The sequence below is a fragment of the Lysobacter sp. GQ73 genome (assembly GCF_059758755.1).
The window spans coordinates 643,723-661,885 of record NZ_JCAXEE010000002.1 but is presented as its reverse complement, the minus strand read 5'-3'; the positions used below and the strand labels follow the sequence as shown (position 1 = coordinate 661,885).

Genomic DNA, 18,163 nt, shown 5'->3' with positions numbered 1-18,163 from the left:
GATGCTCGATTTCAACACCCACGATCTGTCCGAACTTGTCGGCACGCTGATCGACACGGCCATGGAGCGCGAAGCGGCGTTGCTGCCGCCGCGCGCGTACCTGGGCGCATCCAGCCTGGGCGAAGACTGCGCGCGCCGACTGCAGTTCCAATACTTCAACGCCCCCAAGGACATCGGCCGCCATGTTCCCGGTCGGGTACTCCGCGTATTCGCACGGGGCCATCGCGTCGAGGACTGGATGGCTGACTGGCTGCGCCAGGCCGGCTTCGACCTGCGCACCCGCAACGAGCGAGGAGAGCAGTTCGGCTTCTCGACCGCGCATGGTCGCGTTCGTGGTCACGTGGATGGTGTGATCGTCGCCGGCCCGGACACCTTCCGCTATCCGATGCTTTGGGAAACCAAGGCGGTCGGCGCGAAGACGTATCGTGAGTTGCAGAAGAAGAAACTCGCCGCCAGCCGCCCGGTTTACGCCACGCAGGTCGCGCTATATCAGGCCTACCTCGGCTTGCACGAATACCCCGCGCTGTTCACCGCGATCTGCGCAGACGACATGGAAATCTACGCCGAACGCGTGCCGTTCGACCGCGGCCTGGCGCAACGCGCGTCCGACCGCGCGGTCCAGATCCTGCGCGCCTGCGATTCCGCGGAACTACTCCCCCGCATCAGTACCACTCCCACCCATCAAACCTGTCGGTACTGCCCCTGGCAGGACCGTTGCTGGAGTCTGCCCCCTTGAACGATTGGAACAATTTCAACGATGCCGGTGACGCGCCGAAAACGGCGTCCCCTACGCGGGAACGCGAGAACACGCGCAGCGATCTGCTGCGTCACCTCGAAACCGTACTGATCGACCTTTATCCGAAAGGCAAAGCTCGCCGCGACAAGTTCACAATCGGCGACATTCACGGCGCTGCCGGCGATAGCCTGGAGGTCGCTCTAACGGGCGACAAGGCCGGGCTTTGGAATGATCACGCGACCGGCGACGGCGGCGACATCTTCGACCTGTTGGCTGCGCACTTTGGCTTGGACGCGCGACGAGATTTTTCGGCCGTGCTTAAGCGCGCTTCCGAGCTGCTGGGCCACATCTCGGCGGCGCCGTCCGCCCTGGAGAAGAAGCGGTATCGGTCGGAACCGGCGGTCGACGTTCTTGGCCCGCACACGGCGCGCTGGGACTACCTGAGCGCGGACGGCGAGTTGATCGCGTGCGTCTACCGCTTTGATCCGCCGGACGGTAAGCAGTACCGCCCCTGGGATGCGAAGCGACGCAAGCACCAGGCGCCGACGCCGCGACCGCTCTATAACCAACCCGGCCTTGCTGCGTCGACGGAGGTCGTCTTGGTCGAGGGCGAAAAATCGGCGGATGCGTTGATCGCACGCGGTGCCTGCGCCACGACCTCGATGAATGGCGCCAACGCTCCGATCGAAAAAAACGACTGGTCGCCGCTCTGCGGCAAGCACGTGCTTATCTGGCCGGACAAAGACAAGCCCGGCTGGGAGTACGCCATGCAGGCGGCGCAGGCTGCGTTCAAGGCCGGCGCCGACTCGTGCGCGCTTCTGCACCTGCCCGAAGACAAGCCGCTGGGCTGGGACGCAGCTGACGCTGCCAAGGACGGGTTCGACATCGAGGGCTTCCTGCGTGCCGGCGAACGCACCTTCTTGCTGCCTGGCACCGACGACGCGCCGCCGCCGATCGATTTCGCTGGGCTCGATTGGAGCAGCGACGATGGTCTCGGTCTGGCCTTCACCCGCAGATACTCCGACGACTGGCGCTACTGTGCGGCCTGGGGTCAATGGTTGAGCTGGACCGGCGCCCGATGGAATCCGGATCGAGCGCTCGTTCTGCAGCATTTGGTTCGTGGCGTCTGTCGTGCCGCGCAGGAATTTTCCGAGCGGCAGTCGCAGCGGTCCAAGCTGGCCTCGGCATCGACAGTGGCAGGTGTCGAGCGCCTGGCCCGAAGCGATCCGCGACATGCGTCCTTTGCCGAGGACTGGGACCGCGATTTGTGGGCATTGAACACGCCGCTCGGCATCGTGGATCTGCGCGATGGGGAATTGCGTCGCCATGCTCGTGGCGAGCACATGACCAAGCTAGCCACGGCCAGCCCGCAGGGAGACTGCCCGACTTGGCGCCGTTTCCTGGGCGACGTGACCGGAGGTGATGTCGAACTCGCGGCCTACCTCCAGCGCGTCGTCGGTTACTGCCTGACCGGCGTCACCCGCGAGCATGCGCTGTTCTTCCTCTACGGCACCGGCGCCAATGGTAAGTCTGTGTTCGTAAACGCTCTCGCCACGATTTTGGGCGACTACGCCACGAACGCGCCGATGGAAACGTTCATGGAAAGCCGCGGTGAGCGTCATCCGACCGATCTGGCCGGATTGCGCGGTGCCCGTTTCGTTGCCGCCAGCGAGACCGAGCAGGGGCGGCGCTGGAACGAGGCGAAGCTGAAGGCCATCACGGGTGGCGACAAAATCACCGCGCGCTTCATGCGTCAGGACTTCTTCGAGTACATCCCGCAGTTCAAGTTGGTGATCGCCGGAAACCACAAACCCGCGATCCGCAACGTAGACGAGGCCATGAAGCGACGGCTGCATTTGGTGCCATTCACCGTCACCATTCCGCCCAGGCGGCGTGACGGTCGCCTAACCGAGAAGTTGCTGGCCGAGCGCGACGGGATCATGGCCTGGGCGGTCGAGGGGTGCTTGCAATGGCAGCAACTGGGCCTGCGCGCCCCGCAGTGCGTCATTGACGCGACCGACGAATATTTTGAAGGCGAAGACGCGCTAGGTCACTGGATCGAAGAACGCTGCTACGTGCATGCACAAGCCAGAGCCAGCACCGCCGACCTGTTCTCAGACTGGCGGGAATGGGCCGACATCAGTGGAGAGTTCGCCGGCTCCGTCAAGCGCTTCTCTGACCTGCTGATGGCGAGGCAATTTCAAAAGCACCGGGGCAGCAAGGGAGTTCGCCAGTTCATCGGGATCAGTCTGAAACCCAAGGCTCTAACTCAGTTCGGGGGCGCGAGCCATGAATGAAATCAAGCATTTGCACCGTGAGGTGACAGGTGAGACAGGTGTGCTAGTTCCCCCTTATGTGTGCGTGCGCGCGCACACACGCGTATTAACCGGCAAGCCAGTCACATCCGTCACCCAGCCAGCAGACATCGATGCGCCGCTCATCGTTGCGCTTGACTTGGGCACGTCGCTAGGGTGGGCGCTTCGCCTTTCCGGCCAAGCCATGAGCGGCACCGAGCACTTCAAGGTCGGCCGCTTTGAAGGCGGCGGCATGCGCTACCTGCGCTTCGTCCGCTGGCTCGATGATCTGTGGCGCTTCGCCGGCCCGCCGTCGACGCTCTACTTCGAGGAGGTGCGTCGTCACCGCGGCGTCGATGCCGCGCACGTCTACGGCGGCTTCCTGGCGCAGCTCACCGCGTGGTGTGAGCGTCATGCGGTTCCATACCAGGGCGTTCCGGTCGGCACGATCAAGAAGTTCGTCACCGGCAGGGGCAACGCCGACAAGGCGGCGATGATCGAAGCGGTCAAGCGATGGGGCAACCGGCCAGAGGACGACAACGAGGCCGATGCCATCGCGCTGCTGCATTGGGCAATCGCGCAGGAGGCGAGGGCATGATCGCGCGCGAGTTTCGATACCGATCGCCGCTGGGGCGCTTCGTGCCGGAGACGCTGGATCTGGACCGGCTCAAGCGCGAGGGCTGGCGCGAGCAAGGGTTGCTCGTCGTGTCCGCTGAGGACACGCGTCTGGACTGGGTCGAGCGGCAGTTGCTGAGCCAGATTGCCGAGCGCCTCTACGGCAAGCGGGAGAAGACACATGGCTGAGTGGACCGTGCAGAAGGTCGCCGATCAGTTCCAAGAAGCCGCCATCACGGCCCGCCGGTTGCCGGCGGCGAAGGTGCAGGGTTATGCATCGTACTGGCCTGATATCCAGCGACAGTCGTGGGAGGGCTATGCCGACGAACGCATCGTCCTGCGCTTTGCGGCGTCGCCGGCAGCAATCGATCGTTTCGGCGAGACCGTGCGTTGGCTGCGATGGCTGGACGAAGAGCAGCGTCGTCTGATCTGGCTGCGTGCCCAGCAGGTGCCTTGGCGTGAGATCTGCGTGCGGACTGGGCTGATCCGTAAGACGGCCTGGCGTCGCTGGCAGCATGCACTGGTGCTGGTCGTGACGCATCTCAACGGGCCGCTGCCGCGCTTTGCAGAGTAATCACCGTCGCTATCGGAAGCGAATTCGATGTGACTTTGTGCCGTTGGGGGCGGGTGGGGGTGATTGGGGGCAAATGGGGAAACCGTGGGTGTCCCAAACTCCCAGGTTTTACCCTAGCCTAGTCGGCATGCTGATCGCGGTGTGTCGGCCCTACCGTACTCCGTTCGCGCGGTCTATTCGGTAGAGGTGAAGCCGCGATGATTGAGATGATCCTCGATCATGTCGTAACGCGGCTCCTTCCAGGAGAATTCGATTCTCATCGCGTCGTCGCTCTCTAGGAGCGGCGAGGCGGATATCACGCCTGGCAAGGTACGTACCGCCGCCAATACGTCTTCCCGGAATGAACCTATAGTGCTGTGGTGGAACGAAACTCTGCGCACGATCAACTTCGGCATTACTTTCCCTGTGCAGCACAAATCGACGCGCGCAGCCTAACAAAAGATTCTGACAACGAAGTTGCCGTGATCACATGCAAAACGTGTCACTTCGCGTACAAATTACCGCGAGTGATGAGACGCGATGCGACGTTGAAGTCCTGGGGCCGACGTCGTGGCGGCAGAGGTCCGACGTGCGGCATCGCGATATCACCGCCACGGCCTTACCCACGCAATGCGTTAGCGACCCAGTCGCCTCGCTCAGCATGGATCAGCCTCACTCCTCGGTCTCGGAGCATCGCAACTAGTCCTTCGGGCCACTCTTCGTTCTCTGTCTCGAAATAAAGAGTAGCCTCGACGAGCGTTTCGTGCAGCAATCTGCAGTCCTTTATCCCCGGCGTGCTCACGATGAGCGAGCGAGCCAACAGACCGATGTCTGCGAGCTTCGACGGCCGATCCGCTCTTGTGATAATGATTAGATGCATGGCCATGATCGTTACTCCCCCACCCCAAGCCATGCTCGTCCTGCCGACGCACGAATCAACGACCGTTGGTCGGGAGCCGTAAGTCTTTCAGCCCCATCCATCGATTTTGTTCGTGGCGGCTGCCGGACTGGTTTGTCAGTCGCTTCTTTCGAGTCCGAAGTGCTTGAGGTGTCTGTCGGAAACTGCCGGCACGCCGCAACCGATCCAGACAAACGACACCTCCACGGTGAATAGGGTCTCGTACTCAATCTGTAGGTCTATCGCGCCGGGAAGCTCGCTGAGCGCCACCACGCCCAGTTCTCCCAATGGGACCGCGCTGAGGATTGGATTGGTTGCACGTCTGAGCGAGATGCGTTTTCGTTGCATAGGAGTCCTAAGCCACTTCACGGCCCATTGGCTGATCCATTCTCCACTCTCGGCGAAAGTCAGCCATACGCTTCGCTCTTCAAAGGGTTAGGACGAGACCATTCGACCAGTCTTCGTTTTTCCCTAGCTTGGTCGGGATGCTGAGCGAGGTGGCTCAGTGGTGCCAGTCGCAAAATTCGGCATGGACCAACGCAATATTTAGGTCGCTGAGTGTGTCATCGAGGCTAGGCGGCCACTCTTGCTTCTCGGTCTCAAAGCTGAGGATAGCTTCGCCGGGTGTGGCCTTTAGAAGCCGGCAGTTCGAGACACCTGGGATGGTTTCTAGAGCGTGGCGGGCCGACTCCGCGAGGTTGCGGACTATTGTCTGTTGCTCGGGCCTTTCTGTGACGATGACGAGATGCTTCTTCATCGAACGCGTCTCCGGGAGCGCTGAACCATTTTCCCACTGCTCCGTCGGCCGTTGACTACCGCCGGTCGGTAAGCCGATCAATAGCTCGATAGAGAAAGCGCAGCAGTGCGGCCGCCGTGCAGGCCTCGCAAGCGGGGCGCGGACAGCGGCCACCTGGGGCCCCGGCCTTCGTTTGGCGGGGCGTGTAGGCCCATACGTTGCGCTAGGCGGCGAGAAATCGCGGGTCCTTCCCCTGGCATAGATCGCGCGGGGGGCCAAGCCGCGAAACCCCGCTAGCGTCTGTCGCTGAAAATTGGTTCGCAGGCGCTGAGTTGGCGTGGCGAAGCCGCCCCCGGAGGGGCGACTCGCTTTCATCTCTAGAGAGCCGTGCGGACGTGGACACGGATGACAACAAGCGACCATCCTTGTTGGTTCAAGTCCGAAATGACCTTTGTCGCATCGAGCGCAATGACAGGACTCCCCGTCAGAGGCGCTGACCGCTTGAAAGGGCGAGCAGGTTTACCCCGGTTTGAAACGAACTGCTCTGGTGGTTCGCTACCTGCCGGGATTGCGAGGAACGTGTTGCTTCGGGTTGTGCTGTAGATATCTGTATACATACGGGTTCTCCAAATTGATGTATGCGTATTGGATAGTTCCAATACCCATCTATTTAGCGTTTTCGATTTCCCATGCAGGTGGGCAGGTACCCTCGGCCGACCTGGCGGGAACTGGCCTCATATCAGACCGGCTTAAGCCGGCCGGTGCAGGCAGTTCCGCACAGCGATTTGGGCAGGACTTCTTCCTTTCTGTTTGTACTTCGGTCCAGCCAAGTGAGCGGGCCTCGGAACTGAGTATTTTGAGCCTTCAGATAGAACAGCGCCCCATCGAGGCGCTCATTCCGTTTGCGCGGAACGCAAGAACGCACTCCGACGCGCAAGTCGCGCAGATCGCCGCCAGCATCGTGGAGTTCGGCTGGACCAATCCGGTCCTGGTCGACGGTGCCAACGGCATCATCGCCGGCCACGGTCGTTTGCTTGCCGCTCGCCAACTCGGGCTCGCACAGGTACCAGTGATCGAGCTGGCCCACCTGACCCCGGCGCAGAAGCGCGCCTACGTCATCGCCGACAACCGCCTGGCCGAGAACGCCGGCTGGGACGAGGAACTGCTGAAGCTTGAGTTGGCCGAGCTTCGTGACGCGGAGTTCGATCTGGACCTGCTGGGCTTTACCGAAGACGAGCTGGACGATCTTTTGGTCGATGACCAGGCCGGACTGACCGACGACGATGAGGTGTCGGAGCCGACCGAACATCCGATTTCCCGACCCGGCGACGTCTGGATCTGTGGCGCCCACAAAGTGCTATGCGGCGATGCCACCAGCAGCACCGACTACCGGGTTTTGCTCGGCGACGAGCTGGTGGACATGACCTTCACCGATCCGCCCTACAACGTCGATTACGCCAACAACCCGAAGGACAAGCTGCGCGGCAAGCATCGTCCGATCCTCAACGACAATCTCGGTTCCGATTTTGGCGCGTTCCTCCAGGCCGCCTGCCAGCAGATCCTGACGTCGACTAATGGCGCGGTCTACATGGCCATGTCGTCGTCAGAACTGGACCGCCTGCAAGACGCCTTCCGCGCGGCTGGCGGTCGCTGGTCCACGTTCATCATCTGGGCCAAGAACAAATTCACGATGGGGCATGCCGACTACCAGCGGCAGTACGAGCCCATCCTCTACGGCTGGCGCGACGGCAATGACCGCTTCTGGTGCGGCGCGCGCGATCAGGGCGACGTGTGGTTCATCGACCGCACCAGTAAGAACGACCTGCATCCAACCATGAAGCCGGTGGCGCTGGTCGAGCGGGCCATCCGCAACAGTAGCAAGACCCGCGACCTGATCCTCGATCCATTCGGAGGCTCGGGCACGACCATGATCGCCTGCGAGAAGACCGGTCGCCGCGCGCGCCTGATCGAGCTTGATCCGAAGTATGTCGACGTCATTGTAAGCCGTTGGCAGGACTACACAGGAAAGATCGCTACTAGAGAAATTGACGGTGCTCCGTTCTTTGGTGCATCAGCTGAAGTAAGTAATCCCTAGGAGAGACTTTGATCGGCGAGCCAAAAGTTAGACCAGATAAATGGCGTGAACCCGAGATCGCCGACAGACCCAACCACTAGGCCTACACCGGCTCTGCTGGTGATTGAAATCAACTCGTCAACAATTTCTGGACTAGGCATTCTGTAGTTGATGTCGCTTTCGAAGTCCAAATTCGTAACAACCAAACATGCGTCGTGAGCATACTTAGCAGATCTAGCTTTCAAGGCGCCAGCGCGCGCTATAAGGTCGAGCACCGATAGCCTACTCATCTTCCAAGAACCAATAACCTGAATTTCAAGCGCGGTCCGGTGCCCGTCGAAATCCTCGACTACTAGATCAAGATCATAGTGTTCCTCCCAGCCAGCTACATTTGGTAGCGTCTCAAGCCAGGCGCCGATGTTTTGTCTCGCCATCACCTCGAAACTTTCCACGGCTCGAATCTTCTTGTCATTGACTCGAAGCAGCGCTCGAGCTGAGTACTCGTCGCGTCGGCCCTGATCAGAAGCCTCAATCTGTTCTATGCCTTGGGGTGACAGTTTCTCAGCTCGAAAAGTATTGGCCAACCCCAAGAACTCCGGAAGTCGAAATATCCAGAAGTCCTCAACGCCGGCCTCACGATTCATCTCGCTTATAAGATTTGGTTGTGGACCGATGATTTCCTTGTCCCGCGATTGCCACCAGTCTTCTTTCTTTTCCAAAGTAACAAAAATCAGCTTCTTGATGGCATTGGTCTTGGCGTGTTCAATTACCTGCTTCCATAAAATCAGATCGCCATACTTGCGCTGATATACGAGTCCAGCATGCGAGAACACGTCATTCTTGCTGTCATCTTCGTAACCTGGTGGAATCTTAGCCAGATAACGAGCTGCACCCAGATTGTAAATTGCATCAAGGGCTGCTTGATTCTGCAGCGGGGGACCTACGCGCCCCTCGAATATTCTATCGATCTCATCTCGTATGTCGTCGTCCAAGCCGATTTTGGGTTGAGCCTGGTGGGCTAACGTAAGCGCATTCTGCGCCGCTTCACTAGCTTCGTTGAGCGCATCAATTATCGGAACCGGATCAACCCCAATTCCTCGCTCCGCAAGTTTTAGTTTGGATATCTGATCGACAATGCTATTGATCGAGTTTTTCACGCCACTGATGGCGTTGCTGGTCCTACCACGCTCCGACGCGATTGAGCGCAGTCGATTTCTCTGAAATTCGAGTCCTACTTGGTGCGGAATCCATATGCGATCGCCCAGCTCGCGAAAGATGGCTAGCAGGAGCTCGCGTCCCTCTTTCGCAACCTCGTAAGGCTCTAGCAAAACATTCGTGTCGAAGACGACTATTCCATCCCTTATGAGGGCCTCAATCTGCTCATTCGATGGACGATAGAACTCGAAAAATTCCTTCCTCATGCTGCGATCCTTGCGTTCAGGAGTAATTGTTGCGAAGCCAATTCATGGAAAGTCGGGCGTTCGATTGTAGTGCCTGCGGCCATTCTGTGGTACGGCCGATGCCTTTGCTACATTCCTGGCCTATCGACTAGATGCGGCCGGCCTATTACAACGAGATCGAACCGTATCTATGCCAGTGGCTGAAGAATTTGATGGCGGCCGGACTGATCCCTCGCGGCGACGTCGATGACCGAGACATCCGATCTGTTTGCGCAGACGACCTACGCGGCTACGGCCAATGCCACTTCTTCGCTGGCGTCGGCGGGTTCGCCTACGCCTGCCGACTCGCAGACTGGCCCGACGACGAGCCGATCTGGACCGGCGGCTTCCCCTGCCAGCCGTTCAGCGTTGCAGGCCGCCGACGCGCGCAGGTGGACGACCGCCACCTCTGGCCGGAACTGCGCCGCCTTGTTGCATCGGCGCGACCCGCTCTATTCTTGGGCGAGAACGTTGCTGGCCTCATCGCGCTGGGCCTCGACGGAGTTCTTGCTGATCTGGAAGCCGAAGGCTACGCCAGCCGGGCGGTTGTTGTTCCAGCTTGTGCCGTCAACGCCCCGCACCGACGAGGGCGCGTTTGGATCGTCGGTCGCCGTTTGGCCGACTGCAGTCGCGAACGACGACAACAAGTCGCCCGAGGCGCATCTGGCGATGACGTCGCGGATGCCGGGCGGGCGGCGGCGGACCATTGCCAGTTTGCAAGTGGCGGCGAAGTTGGTCTGGCCGACGGCGACCGCAAACGATCCGGAGAAGCGCGGCGACTTTGCGGCCGAGCGACGCAATGGCCTGCCGGGAGTAGCGAAAGCGATCTGGAGCACACCGCGCGCGGGCGACGGCGAGAAGGGCGGCCCAAATCAGCAGTTCGGCAGTGGGTCAACCCGACCGCTACCTGCGCAGGCGGTCTGGGCGACGCCGACGACGCGGGATCACAAGGACGCGTCGAGCGTTGGCAGCGCACCGGAGAATGGGATGCTTGGAAGACAAGTCAAGCCCTCGCCAGTCGCCGGGTACCTGAATCCGGAATTCGTCTTCTGGCTGATGGGATATCCGCCAGAATTCCTAAGCTGCGCGCCGCCGGCAATGCGATCGTCCCGCAGGTCGCCGCCGAAATGCTCCGCGCCCTGCGGGGCTGACGCTGCGCTCGGATACAAAGTTGACGAGGGGGCTCCGTCTTAGTCAGCGGCCAGCCCGAGGTAGCGGGCATAGTTGTAGCCGTCCGTGCGCACGTATAGCGTCGCGCGGCCGGGCGATCGAATCTCCAGGGCGTCGCTGTAGATTCCGCAGAAGTCGGCTAGCCAGTCGCGATCGCGAAGCGGCTGCTTGGCAAATGCGTCGTACTCGTCGGCAGTCAGCTCCTTCACCTCGACGATACGAGCGAACTCGGCCGGCACATTGGTATAGAGCAGTTCCCGTTGAACCCAGGACAGGCTCTCGGCCTTGCGTGCGAATCGGACCTTCCGAATGCGGGGCTTGATGTGTGTGGTGATCATGGTGGTCTTCCGCAGTGGGCGTGCCGACATGAACGCTTCCTTCCCGATGGGAGCCAAGCGGTATATCGCGGTATCGCGCGTACAACTGAAGTTGTTAAGGCGTCGGACAAGAATGACGTTTCTGAGAACAAGATGATGCCCGACTAGGCCGTCGACCGAAGGATTTTCGCGCTGGGCACGGCGGGATTGGTATCAGGCGACTTCGTACAGACCCGTGGGGTGCATCGGCTGATCTCTATGCGCGGGGGGACATGAACGCTTCCTTCCACTGGGAAGCCAAGCGGATTCCTATCCGGCGCAAACACCTCCACGATGGCGTTAAGCCCTCAGACAAGAACGCACTCTCCCGCCATGGAAAGCGACCGGGCTTATCGCCCGGCCGCGTTTGCTACTTCATTCCTCCTCGTCGGACTTGATCTCGGGCGTCGCCTCTTCCTCGGTCTGGATTCGGTACACGCGGTCTGCCTTGCCCTCCTTGTCGCTGATCAGTTCGTAGCCCTTCTTCTTCAGCGCGCCGGCAAAGAAGCCTCGTACCGAGTGCTGCTGCCAGCTCGTCGCTTCCATCACCTCTTTGATGGTCACGCCCTGCGGGCGCAAGAGCAGCGCGACGACTTGGTCGACCCGGCTTTGCTCCCGCTTCTTCGGCGGGTTGGGCGCTCCCGAGCGGGCGTCGCTGGCCGGTTCGGTTTCTGAATCGCTGGTCTCGGTGTGCGCTTGGGCGGGCTCGGCTGGCGTCATTGCCGTCTCGTCAGCAGCGTCAGCCTCAGTCCCTGTGTCGGCTTCAGAATCGGCGTCGGCGTAACTGCTTGCTTGCGGCGGGGTGCGGTCGACCGCTTGGTAGCCGGCGTCGGTGAGGGCATAGACCGCGCCGTCGGCGACGATGAGGTCAGCCCGCAGCAAACCGCGCACCACTGCCGCGCGTGCACCGCCGCCGAGATTCTTGGGGAAGTGTTCGAGACGTCCGTTGTTATCGGCGGCAAGGTCGATGACCGCACGTTGGCTCGGGGTTAGTTCGATCTGGGTCATGGTCGTTTCCTTCGTAGTTGAGTGGGTGTTCTGGTAAGCGCGCTCTGTCGATTCGGAGCGCGCGGATGGATCAGCCGGTGAGGACTTCGCCAATGGCTTTGCGGACGTCGATCTCGCCTTGGGCGACTGCGTGGATGACGTCGTCAGGGAGCTTTTGAAGGAAGAAGGTGGCGCGGCGTTCGATCTCGCGCTGGGCAACCCCTATCCAGTCTTGCAGCACCGTCAGTTGCGCCAGCGCCGAGCGGTTGCCGTCCTTTATGCCGCCCAAGTAATCCTTCAGGATCTGCGTTCCGTCTCTCATGTGTGGCCTCCGTGGCCGTCGTTGGTGTTGGGACATGAACGCTTCCTTCCCCAACGAAACCAAGCGGATTTCGCGATAGAGAACGAGCGTTCTCCATCGTGTACAGGTGTCGGACACCTTCGTGGCGCGCGAACGAGAAAGCGCCCCTTAGGGCGCCTTCAAATGTTCGTGCTTGGCTGAATCAGGTTGCGCCAATGGCGGCTTTCGCATGTTGGAGTCCACGGCGCGCGAGACTCAGGCCAATTCGGTACTCGGCGTCGCGCGGGGTGGTTTGCAGATGGTCGTCAATGCTCTCGATCATTTCGTCGAGGTCGGGCTCGGGCGTGGGCGCGCTGGCATTGAGCAGCTCAAGGATTTCCGGAACATCGCGCGCCAAGTCGGTCAGGTGCACCGCATGAGCGCCAGTTTTCGCGAGCATCTCGATGATCGCGATTCCGTGGGCTGCAATTCCGCCGGCTGCTTCCAGCTCTTCGGTGGGCAGCGCGCTTCCGGTGCCGCTGTTCAGCGCTTCCAACGCAGCGCGGCATTCTTTGAGGGCGGCCAGGGCTTCGCGGAATCGGAAAGTGTTGTTTGAGTTCATGGTGGCCTCCGTGGCCGTCGTTGGTGTGGGGACATGAACGCTTCCTTCCCCGACGAAGCCAAGCAGATTCAGCGATAAAGAAGAATCGTTTTCGGGCGTAGACAGGCGTCAGACAGCTGCGCTGGACCGAAGCAAGAACGCCCCCGTTTGGGGGCGCACCCGTTCGGCTTCAGGCAATGAGATTCAGGCGATCCGGCGTTGCCGGATGGCGGTCGGAATGAGCACGTCGCAGGCTTTTCGCTCGGTCCAGTGGTACGCCAGAAGCTCGATCTCGGGGATAGGCAAGGTGACTACGGTTTCCGCCCGCTGGTCGAGGGACCATTCGGCAGCTTCACCTTCGCCCAGCCAAATGCTGCCCAGCATGGTGTGTCGTTCGCTAGTAAGCGCGTCGGCGTGGCTCCCGTTGGCCGCGCGCACCGCCGCCGCGTAGCCTGCCAAGTAGGCGGCAGTCAGTGCGGCGTCGATGACCCAGACCGAAACACTATGGAAGTCCAGGCTGTCGTTGCCTCTTGTCTCTAGCGTTGTGACATCCAAATGCTGCTGGGCAATGGTCGTGAGCGTCTTCTTGTTCATGGCAGCCTCCTTGGCCGTGCGTTGGGTGGACGCATGTACGCTTCAACCGCGAAGGAAGCCAAGCGCATAAGACGGGATAGCGTCGATAAATCGCAGCGGCGTACAGCGAACGAACAGCTAACGGCCGAAGCTGTCCGTAACCTCTCTGATCCCTGTTTTTGCTTGCCTTCGACGAAGATTGAAGCGTTCATTCCGTCACCGCGCTTGGCGGTGAACGCAAGGGCAAAGGAATGGAAGACGTAGAGCGAGCGCTCTTTACACTGAGCACGTTTCCCGACCGCATACGATGGTTGGTCGAGCAAGCGCCGACGGATCTGTCGCCAGTGTGGCCGTACGGCAGTTGCGGGGTTGAGGCATGCGTGGCACTCGCCGATTTCCTTAAACCCTGGACACGCCTCGACCGCGCGCGTCGTACTGAGCCCGTCGAGCTTTGCTCGCGCGTGGCTGCCGCCGGCGATGAACTTCGGAACTGGGAGCGGCGGGTACGAAGCGGGTTCAATCCAATCAAACGTCGACCAAAGCGGCGCAACATCGCAATCGCCAACGCTTTCTCGGATGCGGCTCGCCAGATCGATAGCTACCTCCAGTGCCGCACTGCCCTGACGGCGCGTCAATGGGTCGAACACGCGCTAACGGAGGTTGGCCGATTGGATGTATGGCGACCCCGTGATTCCGACTACCAACACGGAATCAGTCTCGCGCTCAGCGGTTTGAAGCAAGCACTAGGCAAGTTCCCGGAGTAATCGCCCACGGCAAATGCGAAGCTGTCCGAGACCTGTTTGCACGTGCAAATTCGCCGGCATGCTATTGGCTTCTGCGGGGAAGGAAGCGTTCATGTCGACGCCGCAACGACGCGGCGAAACGGAAGAGAACGACGATGGCGAATATGTCCGATTGCCGATTCCAGAACACCGCATTGGGATATGGCCGAATGCGAACAGGCCTTGGAAGATATGGCCGATAGCGATCCCGAGCGGCTCAGCGATGGGGAACTGCGTGCGGCGCAGCGACTTGTCACTAGCTGCCTCCACATCGTCAAACTGTTGGCCGAGCGAGGCTCCCTGGAATTTGTGCCCGACATGGACCTTGCGACGGTGGTCGGGGAGTTGAACGACGCAGCGGATTGACCGGCTGAGAATCCAAACCCCAGCGCCCCATCGGGCGCTGGGGTTCGTTCTCTTCTATGCGGCGGATGTCCAGTTTCTGTGCGCAAGAAGTGCTTGCTAACGCTCGCGCGTGAAGCGTTCATGCACCTGCCGCGACGGTGCGGTGGACAAGGATGAAGAAATGAACGATCAAGAACAAAAGGCCCGCGCTGATCTGCTACGTCTGCGCGACTGCATTGAGCGCATTCTTTTGGCGAATGGACCGATATTCGATTCCGGTCATAAGCTGACACTACGAGCTTGCCAGGGGTTCTTCCATCTACTTTCGGCGAGCATCATTGCCGCAAGGTCGAATCGGATCTATCCGGGGAACGTAATTCGATGGGTCGAGTTATGTCGTCTGGAGTTGATCTTACTCGAACGAGTGATCGATCAAGCCGACGACTGGGACAAGCGGCGCGCATTGCCCATCGAGTTCAGTGAGGACGAGTGGGTCCTGCGAGCGCTATACGACCAAATCGATCGCTATCTCGACGGACTGGAGCCCGAGTACGCTCCGCTGCCCGCGCACGTTCTGGACCGGGTCTTGCGTCAACTTAGACTGCTGACGGCCTGGGATGTTACGGACAGTCAGTACGAGCTCGGCTTGCAGTTCAGTATCCGGGGGGCGAAGCGCGCCTACGATGCTGCGGAATCAGCGTCCCGCAGTTGACCGGAGCCGCGCGAGAGCGCACACCCTTGCCCCCGATGGGGGCAAGGGTGTGCGCTCTTCCATAGACCATTGCGCGCCGAACCCGGCGGTCGCGGTGGGCCTACCGAGTCGATCCTTCTACCGTGGGAATTTCCATCCGCGCCTATGGCCGCCACCGTGGCGTGTCCGATACCGCTGTGCGCAAGGCCATTGCGTCCGGACGCATCAGCGCCGAGGCAGATGGCACGATTAATCCGGCTCGCGCCGATGCCGAATGGGCGGCCAGCACCCGCGCGCCGGACCCGCCCTTGGCAGTGCCAGTGCGGGCGCGCGCGGCCAACGGCGCGGCCGTTGACGAGATGGCCGGCGTAGCGCCGGTCAGTACCAAAGGCGGCAGCAACACCTACGCGCAGGCGCGCACCGCCAATGAGGTGCTCAAGGCGCAGCACCACAAGCTGCGCATCGCCCAGCTCAAGGGTGAGTTGATCGATCGTTCACAGGCGATGGCGCAGGTGTTCGCGCTGGCGCGGGCCGAGCGCGACGCCTGGCTCAATTGGCCGTCGCGGATCAGCTCGATGCTCGCCGCCGAACTAGGCGTTGACCCGCACACGATGCATGTCGCGCTGGAGCGCGACGTGCGGCAACATCTGACCGAACTCGCTGAGTTCAACGCTCGACTGGATTGATCCTTGTACGATGGCTTCGAGCACGTTGGGAAAGCGTGGCGCGAAGGCCTGACACCCGACCCGTTCCTCGACGTCTCCGATTGGGCTGACCGGGACCGGGTGCTGTCGAGCACCTCCTCGTCGGAGCCGGGCCGCTGGCGCACCGCGCGTACGCCGTACCTGCGCGACATCATGAACGACCTGTCGCCGGCCTCGGCGACGGAACGCGTCGTCTTCATGAAGGGCGCGCAGGTCGGCGGCACCGAGTGCGGCAACAACTGGATCGGTTACGTCATCGCCTGCGCACCGGGGCCAATGATGGCCGTGGCGCCCACGGTCGAGATGGCCAAGCGCAACTCGAAACAGCGCATCGACCCTCTGATCGAGGAGTCGCCGTCCTTGCGGGAGCGCATTGCGCCCTCGCGCGCACGCGATGCCGGCAACACGATCCTGGCCAAGGAGTTCCGAGGCGGGGTCCTGGTCCTGACCGGCGCGAACAGCGCAGTCGGTCTGCGCTCCATGCCGGTGCGCTACCTGTTCCTGGACGAAGTGGACGGCTATCCGCGTGACGTGGAGGGTGAAGGCGATGCGGTGGCGCTGGCCGAGGCCCGCACCCGGACGTTCACCCGCCGCAAGATCTTGCTGGTCTCGACGCCGACGATTGCCGGCGCCAGCACCATCGAACGCGAGTACCTGGCCTCGGACCAGCGGCGGTACTTCGTCCCGTGCCCGCACTGTGCCCATAAGCAATGGCTGCGGTTCGAGCAACTGCGCTGGACCTGGGGCGACCCGCGCTCGGCCCGCTACATCTGCGAGTCCTGCGAGCAGCCGATCGGCGAGCACCACAAGACTGCGATGCTGGCGGCAGGCCGCTGGATCGCGACGGCGCCGAAGAACAAAGGTAAGACCGCCGGCTACCACCTGTCGTCGCTGTACTCCCCGGTCGGTTGGCGCAGCTGGGCCGATATCGCCGCCGCCTGGGAGTCGGCGCAGGGATCGGCCACCGCACTCAAGGCGTTCAAGAACACCGAGCTCGGGGAGACCTGGGAAGAGGAAGGCGAGGCTCCGGATTGGGAACGCCTGCTGGAGCGCCGGGAGGATTACCGGATTGGCACCGTGCCGGCCGGCGGCGTGCTGTTGACCGGCGGCGCCGACATCCAGAAGGACCGGATCGAGGTGTCGGTCTGGGCTTTCGGCCGGGGCCGCGAGACCTGGCTGGTCGAGCACCGGGTGCTGATGGGCGATACCGCCCGCGCCGCGGTCTGGAATGAGCTGGGCGGGATTCTGTCAGAGCACTGGACCCACGCCAGCGGCGTGCTGCTGCCCTTGACCCGGTTGGGCCTGGACACCGGCTTCGCGACGCAGGAGGCCTACGCTTTCGCGCGTGGCGTCGGCGATCCAAGGCTGTTGCCGATGAAGGGCGTTGGCAGCGGCGCGGCGTTGATCGGCACGCCCACCGCCGTCGACGTCAGCGTGCCCGGCAAGCGGTTGCGCCGAGGTTTGAAGCTGTTCGCCGTCGCGGGCGGCATCGCCAAGCTGGAGTTCTACAACGCCCTGCGCCTATCGATCGAGATCGGTCCCGGCGGACAGCCGGCGTTTCCGGCCGGCTACGTCCACTTGCCGAAGATTGATGGCGAGTTCCTCCAGCAGCTCACCGCCGAGCACCTGATCAGCCGCCGGGACCGCCACGGCTATCCGGTTCGGACTTGGGAGAAGCGACGGGATCGGAACGAGGCTTTGGACTGCTACGTCATGGCACGTGCCGCGGCGATGCAGGCGGGCGTCGATCGCTTCGAGGAACGGCATTGGGTTGAGCTGGAGCGCAGTCTGAAGATCGTGAAGGAATATGCATCAGTGGACACTGCGCCATTGAGGGATATCCCCCATAGCCACGCGATTGGCGGAGCGAGTACCGTCGCGGCCGGGCATCGATCGCGCAGGCTGGTGCGGAGCCAATGGCTCGGTGCATGATGAGCAGTGCCAATCGGCGGGAGCCGATAGGACGGCGCACAGGGAATACTCAAGGAGCGGACTCATGATCCCGACATTCTTCAAGGGCAGCACCGACGTCAAGGACATGCTTCAGGACCTGGTGGACGACGGGCTGATCGGGATTCATGGGGGACGCGTTGAGGTTCGTAAGCGTCTGACCGAGCTGGACGCCCTGCTAAGGCGCGAAGGGCTGCGGGGCTACAACACCTCCACCAGCATCAATCACCCCGATACCGAAATCGGCGTGGCGTTCTACATGGATCTGTTTACGCCAGCGGAAGCGCGAGCTTCGCTACTTCGTGGATATGACCTCCGGTACCGTCAGCCGGTCCGGTAACGCTAAAAGAGCCCGGCCCTTCGGTCGAGGCCGAACACC

21 protein-coding genes are annotated in these 18,163 nt (G+C 61.6%); 12 read left to right on the top strand and 9 right to left on the bottom strand.

Annotated features, from left to right (window positions below; all coding sequences use genetic code 11):
• Position 1 precedes the first annotated feature (1 nt).
• The 5 genes from AC6CH2_RS07670 to AC6CH2_RS07650 are packed head-to-tail and all read left to right on the top strand — an operon-like array spanning position 2 to position 4,219.
• Positions 2-736, top strand: a complete 735-nt coding sequence (locus AC6CH2_RS07670; RefSeq protein WP_498268714.1) for a PD-(D/E)XK nuclease family protein — start codon at positions 2-4, stop codon at positions 734-736.
• On the top strand, positions 733-3,033 hold the full coding sequence (locus tag AC6CH2_RS07665; protein ID WP_498268713.1) for a phage/plasmid primase, P4 family: 2,301 nt from the start codon (positions 733-735) through the stop codon (positions 3,031-3,033). The genes AC6CH2_RS07670 and AC6CH2_RS07665 overlap by 4 nt, the downstream gene beginning before the upstream one ends.
• The gene (locus AC6CH2_RS07660) at positions 3,026-3,628 is read left to right on the top strand and encodes a crossover junction endodeoxyribonuclease RuvC (RefSeq protein WP_498268712.1); all 603 of its coding nucleotides are present in this window, start codon (positions 3,026-3,028) and stop codon (positions 3,626-3,628) included. The genes AC6CH2_RS07665 and AC6CH2_RS07660 overlap by 8 nt, the downstream gene beginning before the upstream one ends.
• Positions 3,625-3,834 (top strand): hypothetical protein, encoded by a 210-nt coding sequence (locus AC6CH2_RS07655; RefSeq protein WP_498268711.1) that lies wholly within the window; start codon positions 3,625-3,627, stop codon positions 3,832-3,834. Before AC6CH2_RS07660 ends, AC6CH2_RS07655 begins: the two co-directional genes overlap by 4 nt.
• Entirely contained in the window at positions 3,827-4,219 is a 393-nt protein-coding gene (locus AC6CH2_RS07650) for a DUF6362 family protein (RefSeq protein ID WP_498268710.1), read from the top strand. The genes AC6CH2_RS07655 and AC6CH2_RS07650 overlap by 8 nt, the downstream gene beginning before the upstream one ends.
• Positions 4,220-4,392: 173 nt before the next feature.
• Here AC6CH2_RS07650 and AC6CH2_RS07645 read toward each other — a convergent pair whose 3' ends face one another.
• From AC6CH2_RS07645 to AC6CH2_RS07635, 3 genes are all read right to left on the bottom strand, one after another.
• Positions 4,393-4,614 (bottom strand): hypothetical protein, encoded by a 222-nt coding sequence (locus tag AC6CH2_RS07645; RefSeq protein ID WP_498268709.1) that lies wholly within the window; start codon positions 4,612-4,614, stop codon positions 4,393-4,395.
• A gap of 599 nt (positions 4,615-5,213) precedes the next feature.
• Positions 5,214-5,444, bottom strand: coding sequence for a hypothetical protein (locus AC6CH2_RS07640; protein ID WP_498268708.1), 231 nt, complete (start codon positions 5,442-5,444; stop codon positions 5,214-5,216).
• A 154-nt stretch (positions 5,445-5,598) separates the two neighbouring features.
• Positions 5,599-5,853 carry a hypothetical protein gene (locus AC6CH2_RS07635; protein ID WP_498268707.1) on the bottom strand — a complete coding sequence of 85 codons (255 nt, stop codon included), beginning with the start codon at positions 5,851-5,853 and terminating at the stop codon, positions 5,599-5,601.
• 835 nt (positions 5,854-6,688) lie between these two features.
• On the opposite strand from AC6CH2_RS07635, the gene AC6CH2_RS07630 reads away from it, so the two are divergent.
• Complete coding sequence (locus tag AC6CH2_RS07630) at positions 6,689-7,927, top strand: site-specific DNA-methyltransferase (protein WP_498268706.1); 1,239 nt, start codon at positions 6,689-6,691, stop codon at positions 7,925-7,927.
• Here the strand turns inward: AC6CH2_RS07630 and AC6CH2_RS07625 are convergent.
• The gene (locus AC6CH2_RS07625; RefSeq protein WP_498268705.1) at positions 7,924-9,327 is read right to left on the bottom strand and encodes a PIN-like domain-containing protein; all 1,404 of its coding nucleotides are present in this window, start codon (positions 9,325-9,327) and stop codon (positions 7,924-7,926) included. The genes AC6CH2_RS07630 and AC6CH2_RS07625 overlap by 4 nt on opposite strands.
• A gap of 131 nt (positions 9,328-9,458) precedes the next feature.
• Here AC6CH2_RS07625 and AC6CH2_RS07620 point away from each other — a divergent pair, with 131 nt between their 5' ends.
• The gene (locus tag AC6CH2_RS07620; RefSeq protein WP_498268704.1) at positions 9,459-10,496 is read left to right on the top strand and encodes a DNA cytosine methyltransferase; all 1,038 of its coding nucleotides are present in this window, start codon (positions 9,459-9,461) and stop codon (positions 10,494-10,496) included.
• 39 nt (positions 10,497-10,535) lie between these two features.
• Here the strand turns inward: AC6CH2_RS07620 and AC6CH2_RS07615 are convergent, their stop codons facing one another.
• The 5 genes from AC6CH2_RS07615 to AC6CH2_RS07595 form a co-directional block, all read right to left on the bottom strand.
• Positions 10,536-10,853: a hypothetical protein gene (locus AC6CH2_RS07615; protein ID WP_498268703.1), complete on the bottom strand. Its 318-nt coding sequence runs from the start codon at positions 10,851-10,853 to the stop codon at positions 10,536-10,538.
• A gap of 393 nt (positions 10,854-11,246) precedes the next feature.
• A complete protein-coding gene (locus AC6CH2_RS07610) occupies positions 11,247-11,879 on the bottom strand; it encodes a DUF3489 domain-containing protein (protein ID WP_498268702.1) in 633 nt (210 codons plus the stop codon).
• Positions 11,880-11,949: 70 nt separating this feature from the next.
• Positions 11,950-12,180 (bottom strand): hypothetical protein, encoded by a 231-nt coding sequence (locus tag AC6CH2_RS07605; protein WP_498268701.1) that lies wholly within the window; start codon positions 12,178-12,180, stop codon positions 11,950-11,952.
• A gap of 181 nt (positions 12,181-12,361) precedes the next feature.
• Entirely contained in the window at positions 12,362-12,760 is a 399-nt protein-coding gene (locus AC6CH2_RS07600) for a hypothetical protein (protein ID WP_498268700.1), read from the bottom strand.
• 183 nt (positions 12,761-12,943) lie between these two features.
• Positions 12,944-13,333 (bottom strand): DUF6900 domain-containing protein, encoded by a 390-nt coding sequence (locus AC6CH2_RS07595; protein ID WP_498268699.1) that lies wholly within the window; start codon positions 13,331-13,333, stop codon positions 12,944-12,946.
• 923 nt (positions 13,334-14,256) lie between these two features.
• Here AC6CH2_RS07595 and AC6CH2_RS07590 point away from each other — a divergent pair.
• The 5 genes from AC6CH2_RS07590 (at position 14,257) to AC6CH2_RS07570 (ending at position 18,124) form a co-directional block, all read left to right on the top strand.
• Positions 14,257-14,460, top strand: a complete 204-nt coding sequence (locus AC6CH2_RS07590; protein WP_498268698.1) for a hypothetical protein — start codon at positions 14,257-14,259, stop codon at positions 14,458-14,460.
• Positions 14,461-14,620: 160 nt separating this feature from the next.
• On the top strand, positions 14,621-15,151 hold the full coding sequence (locus AC6CH2_RS07585) for a hypothetical protein (RefSeq protein ID WP_498268697.1): 531 nt from the start codon (positions 14,621-14,623) through the stop codon (positions 15,149-15,151).
• A gap of 122 nt (positions 15,152-15,273) precedes the next feature.
• Positions 15,274-15,816: an elements of external origin gene (locus tag AC6CH2_RS07580; RefSeq protein ID WP_498268696.1), complete on the top strand. Its 543-nt coding sequence runs from the start codon at positions 15,274-15,276 to the stop codon at positions 15,814-15,816.
• 3 nt (positions 15,817-15,819) lie between these two features.
• Positions 15,820-17,766, top strand: a complete 1,947-nt coding sequence (locus AC6CH2_RS07575) for a phage terminase large subunit family protein (protein ID WP_498268695.1) — start codon at positions 15,820-15,822, stop codon at positions 17,764-17,766.
• Positions 17,767-17,830: 64 nt separating this feature from the next.
• Positions 17,831-18,124: a hypothetical protein gene (locus AC6CH2_RS07570; RefSeq protein WP_498268694.1), complete on the top strand. Its 294-nt coding sequence runs from the start codon at positions 17,831-17,833 to the stop codon at positions 18,122-18,124.
• The last annotated feature ends 39 nt before the right edge of the window (positions 18,125-18,163 follow it).

Coding starts and splice junctions, on each gene's coding strand:
- AC6CH2_RS07670 (WP_498268714.1), top strand. CDS start 2: ATGCTCGATTTCAACACCCACGATCTGTCCGAACTTGTCGGCACGCTG.
- AC6CH2_RS07660 (WP_498268712.1), top strand. CDS start 3,026: ATGAATGAAATCAAGCATTTGCACCGTGAGGTGACAGGTGAGACAGGT.
- AC6CH2_RS07655 (WP_498268711.1), top strand. CDS start 3,625: ATGATCGCGCGCGAGTTTCGATACCGATCGCCGCTGGGGCGCTTCGTG.
- AC6CH2_RS07650 (WP_498268710.1), top strand. CDS start 3,827: ATGGCTGAGTGGACCGTGCAGAAGGTCGCCGATCAGTTCCAAGAAGCC.
- AC6CH2_RS07645 (WP_498268709.1), bottom strand. CDS start 4,614: ATGCCGAAGTTGATCGTGCGCAGAGTTTCGTTCCACCACAGCACTATA.
- AC6CH2_RS07640 (WP_498268708.1), bottom strand. CDS start 5,444: ATGCAACGAAAACGCATCTCGCTCAGACGTGCAACCAATCCAATCCTC.
- AC6CH2_RS07635 (WP_498268707.1), bottom strand. CDS start 5,853: ATGAAGAAGCATCTCGTCATCGTCACAGAAAGGCCCGAGCAACAGACA.
- AC6CH2_RS07625 (WP_498268705.1), bottom strand. CDS start 9,327: ATGAGGAAGGAATTTTTCGAGTTCTATCGTCCATCGAATGAGCAGATT.
- AC6CH2_RS07620 (WP_498268704.1), top strand. CDS start 9,459: ATGCGGCCGGCCTATTACAACGAGATCGAACCGTATCTATGCCAGTGG.
- AC6CH2_RS07615 (WP_498268703.1), bottom strand. CDS start 10,853: ATGATCACCACACACATCAAGCCCCGCATTCGGAAGGTCCGATTCGCA.
- AC6CH2_RS07610 (WP_498268702.1), bottom strand. CDS start 11,879: ATGACCCAGATCGAACTAACCCCGAGCCAACGTGCGGTCATCGACCTT.
- AC6CH2_RS07605 (WP_498268701.1), bottom strand. CDS start 12,180: ATGAGAGACGGAACGCAGATCCTGAAGGATTACTTGGGCGGCATAAAG.
- AC6CH2_RS07600 (WP_498268700.1), bottom strand. CDS start 12,760: ATGAACTCAAACAACACTTTCCGATTCCGCGAAGCCCTGGCCGCCCTC.
- AC6CH2_RS07595 (WP_498268699.1), bottom strand. CDS start 13,333: ATGAACAAGAAGACGCTCACGACCATTGCCCAGCAGCATTTGGATGTC.
- AC6CH2_RS07590 (WP_498268698.1), top strand. CDS start 14,257: ATGGCCGAATGCGAACAGGCCTTGGAAGATATGGCCGATAGCGATCCC.
- AC6CH2_RS07585 (WP_498268697.1), top strand. CDS start 14,621: ATGAACGATCAAGAACAAAAGGCCCGCGCTGATCTGCTACGTCTGCGC.
- AC6CH2_RS07570 (WP_498268694.1), top strand. CDS start 17,831: ATGATCCCGACATTCTTCAAGGGCAGCACCGACGTCAAGGACATGCTT.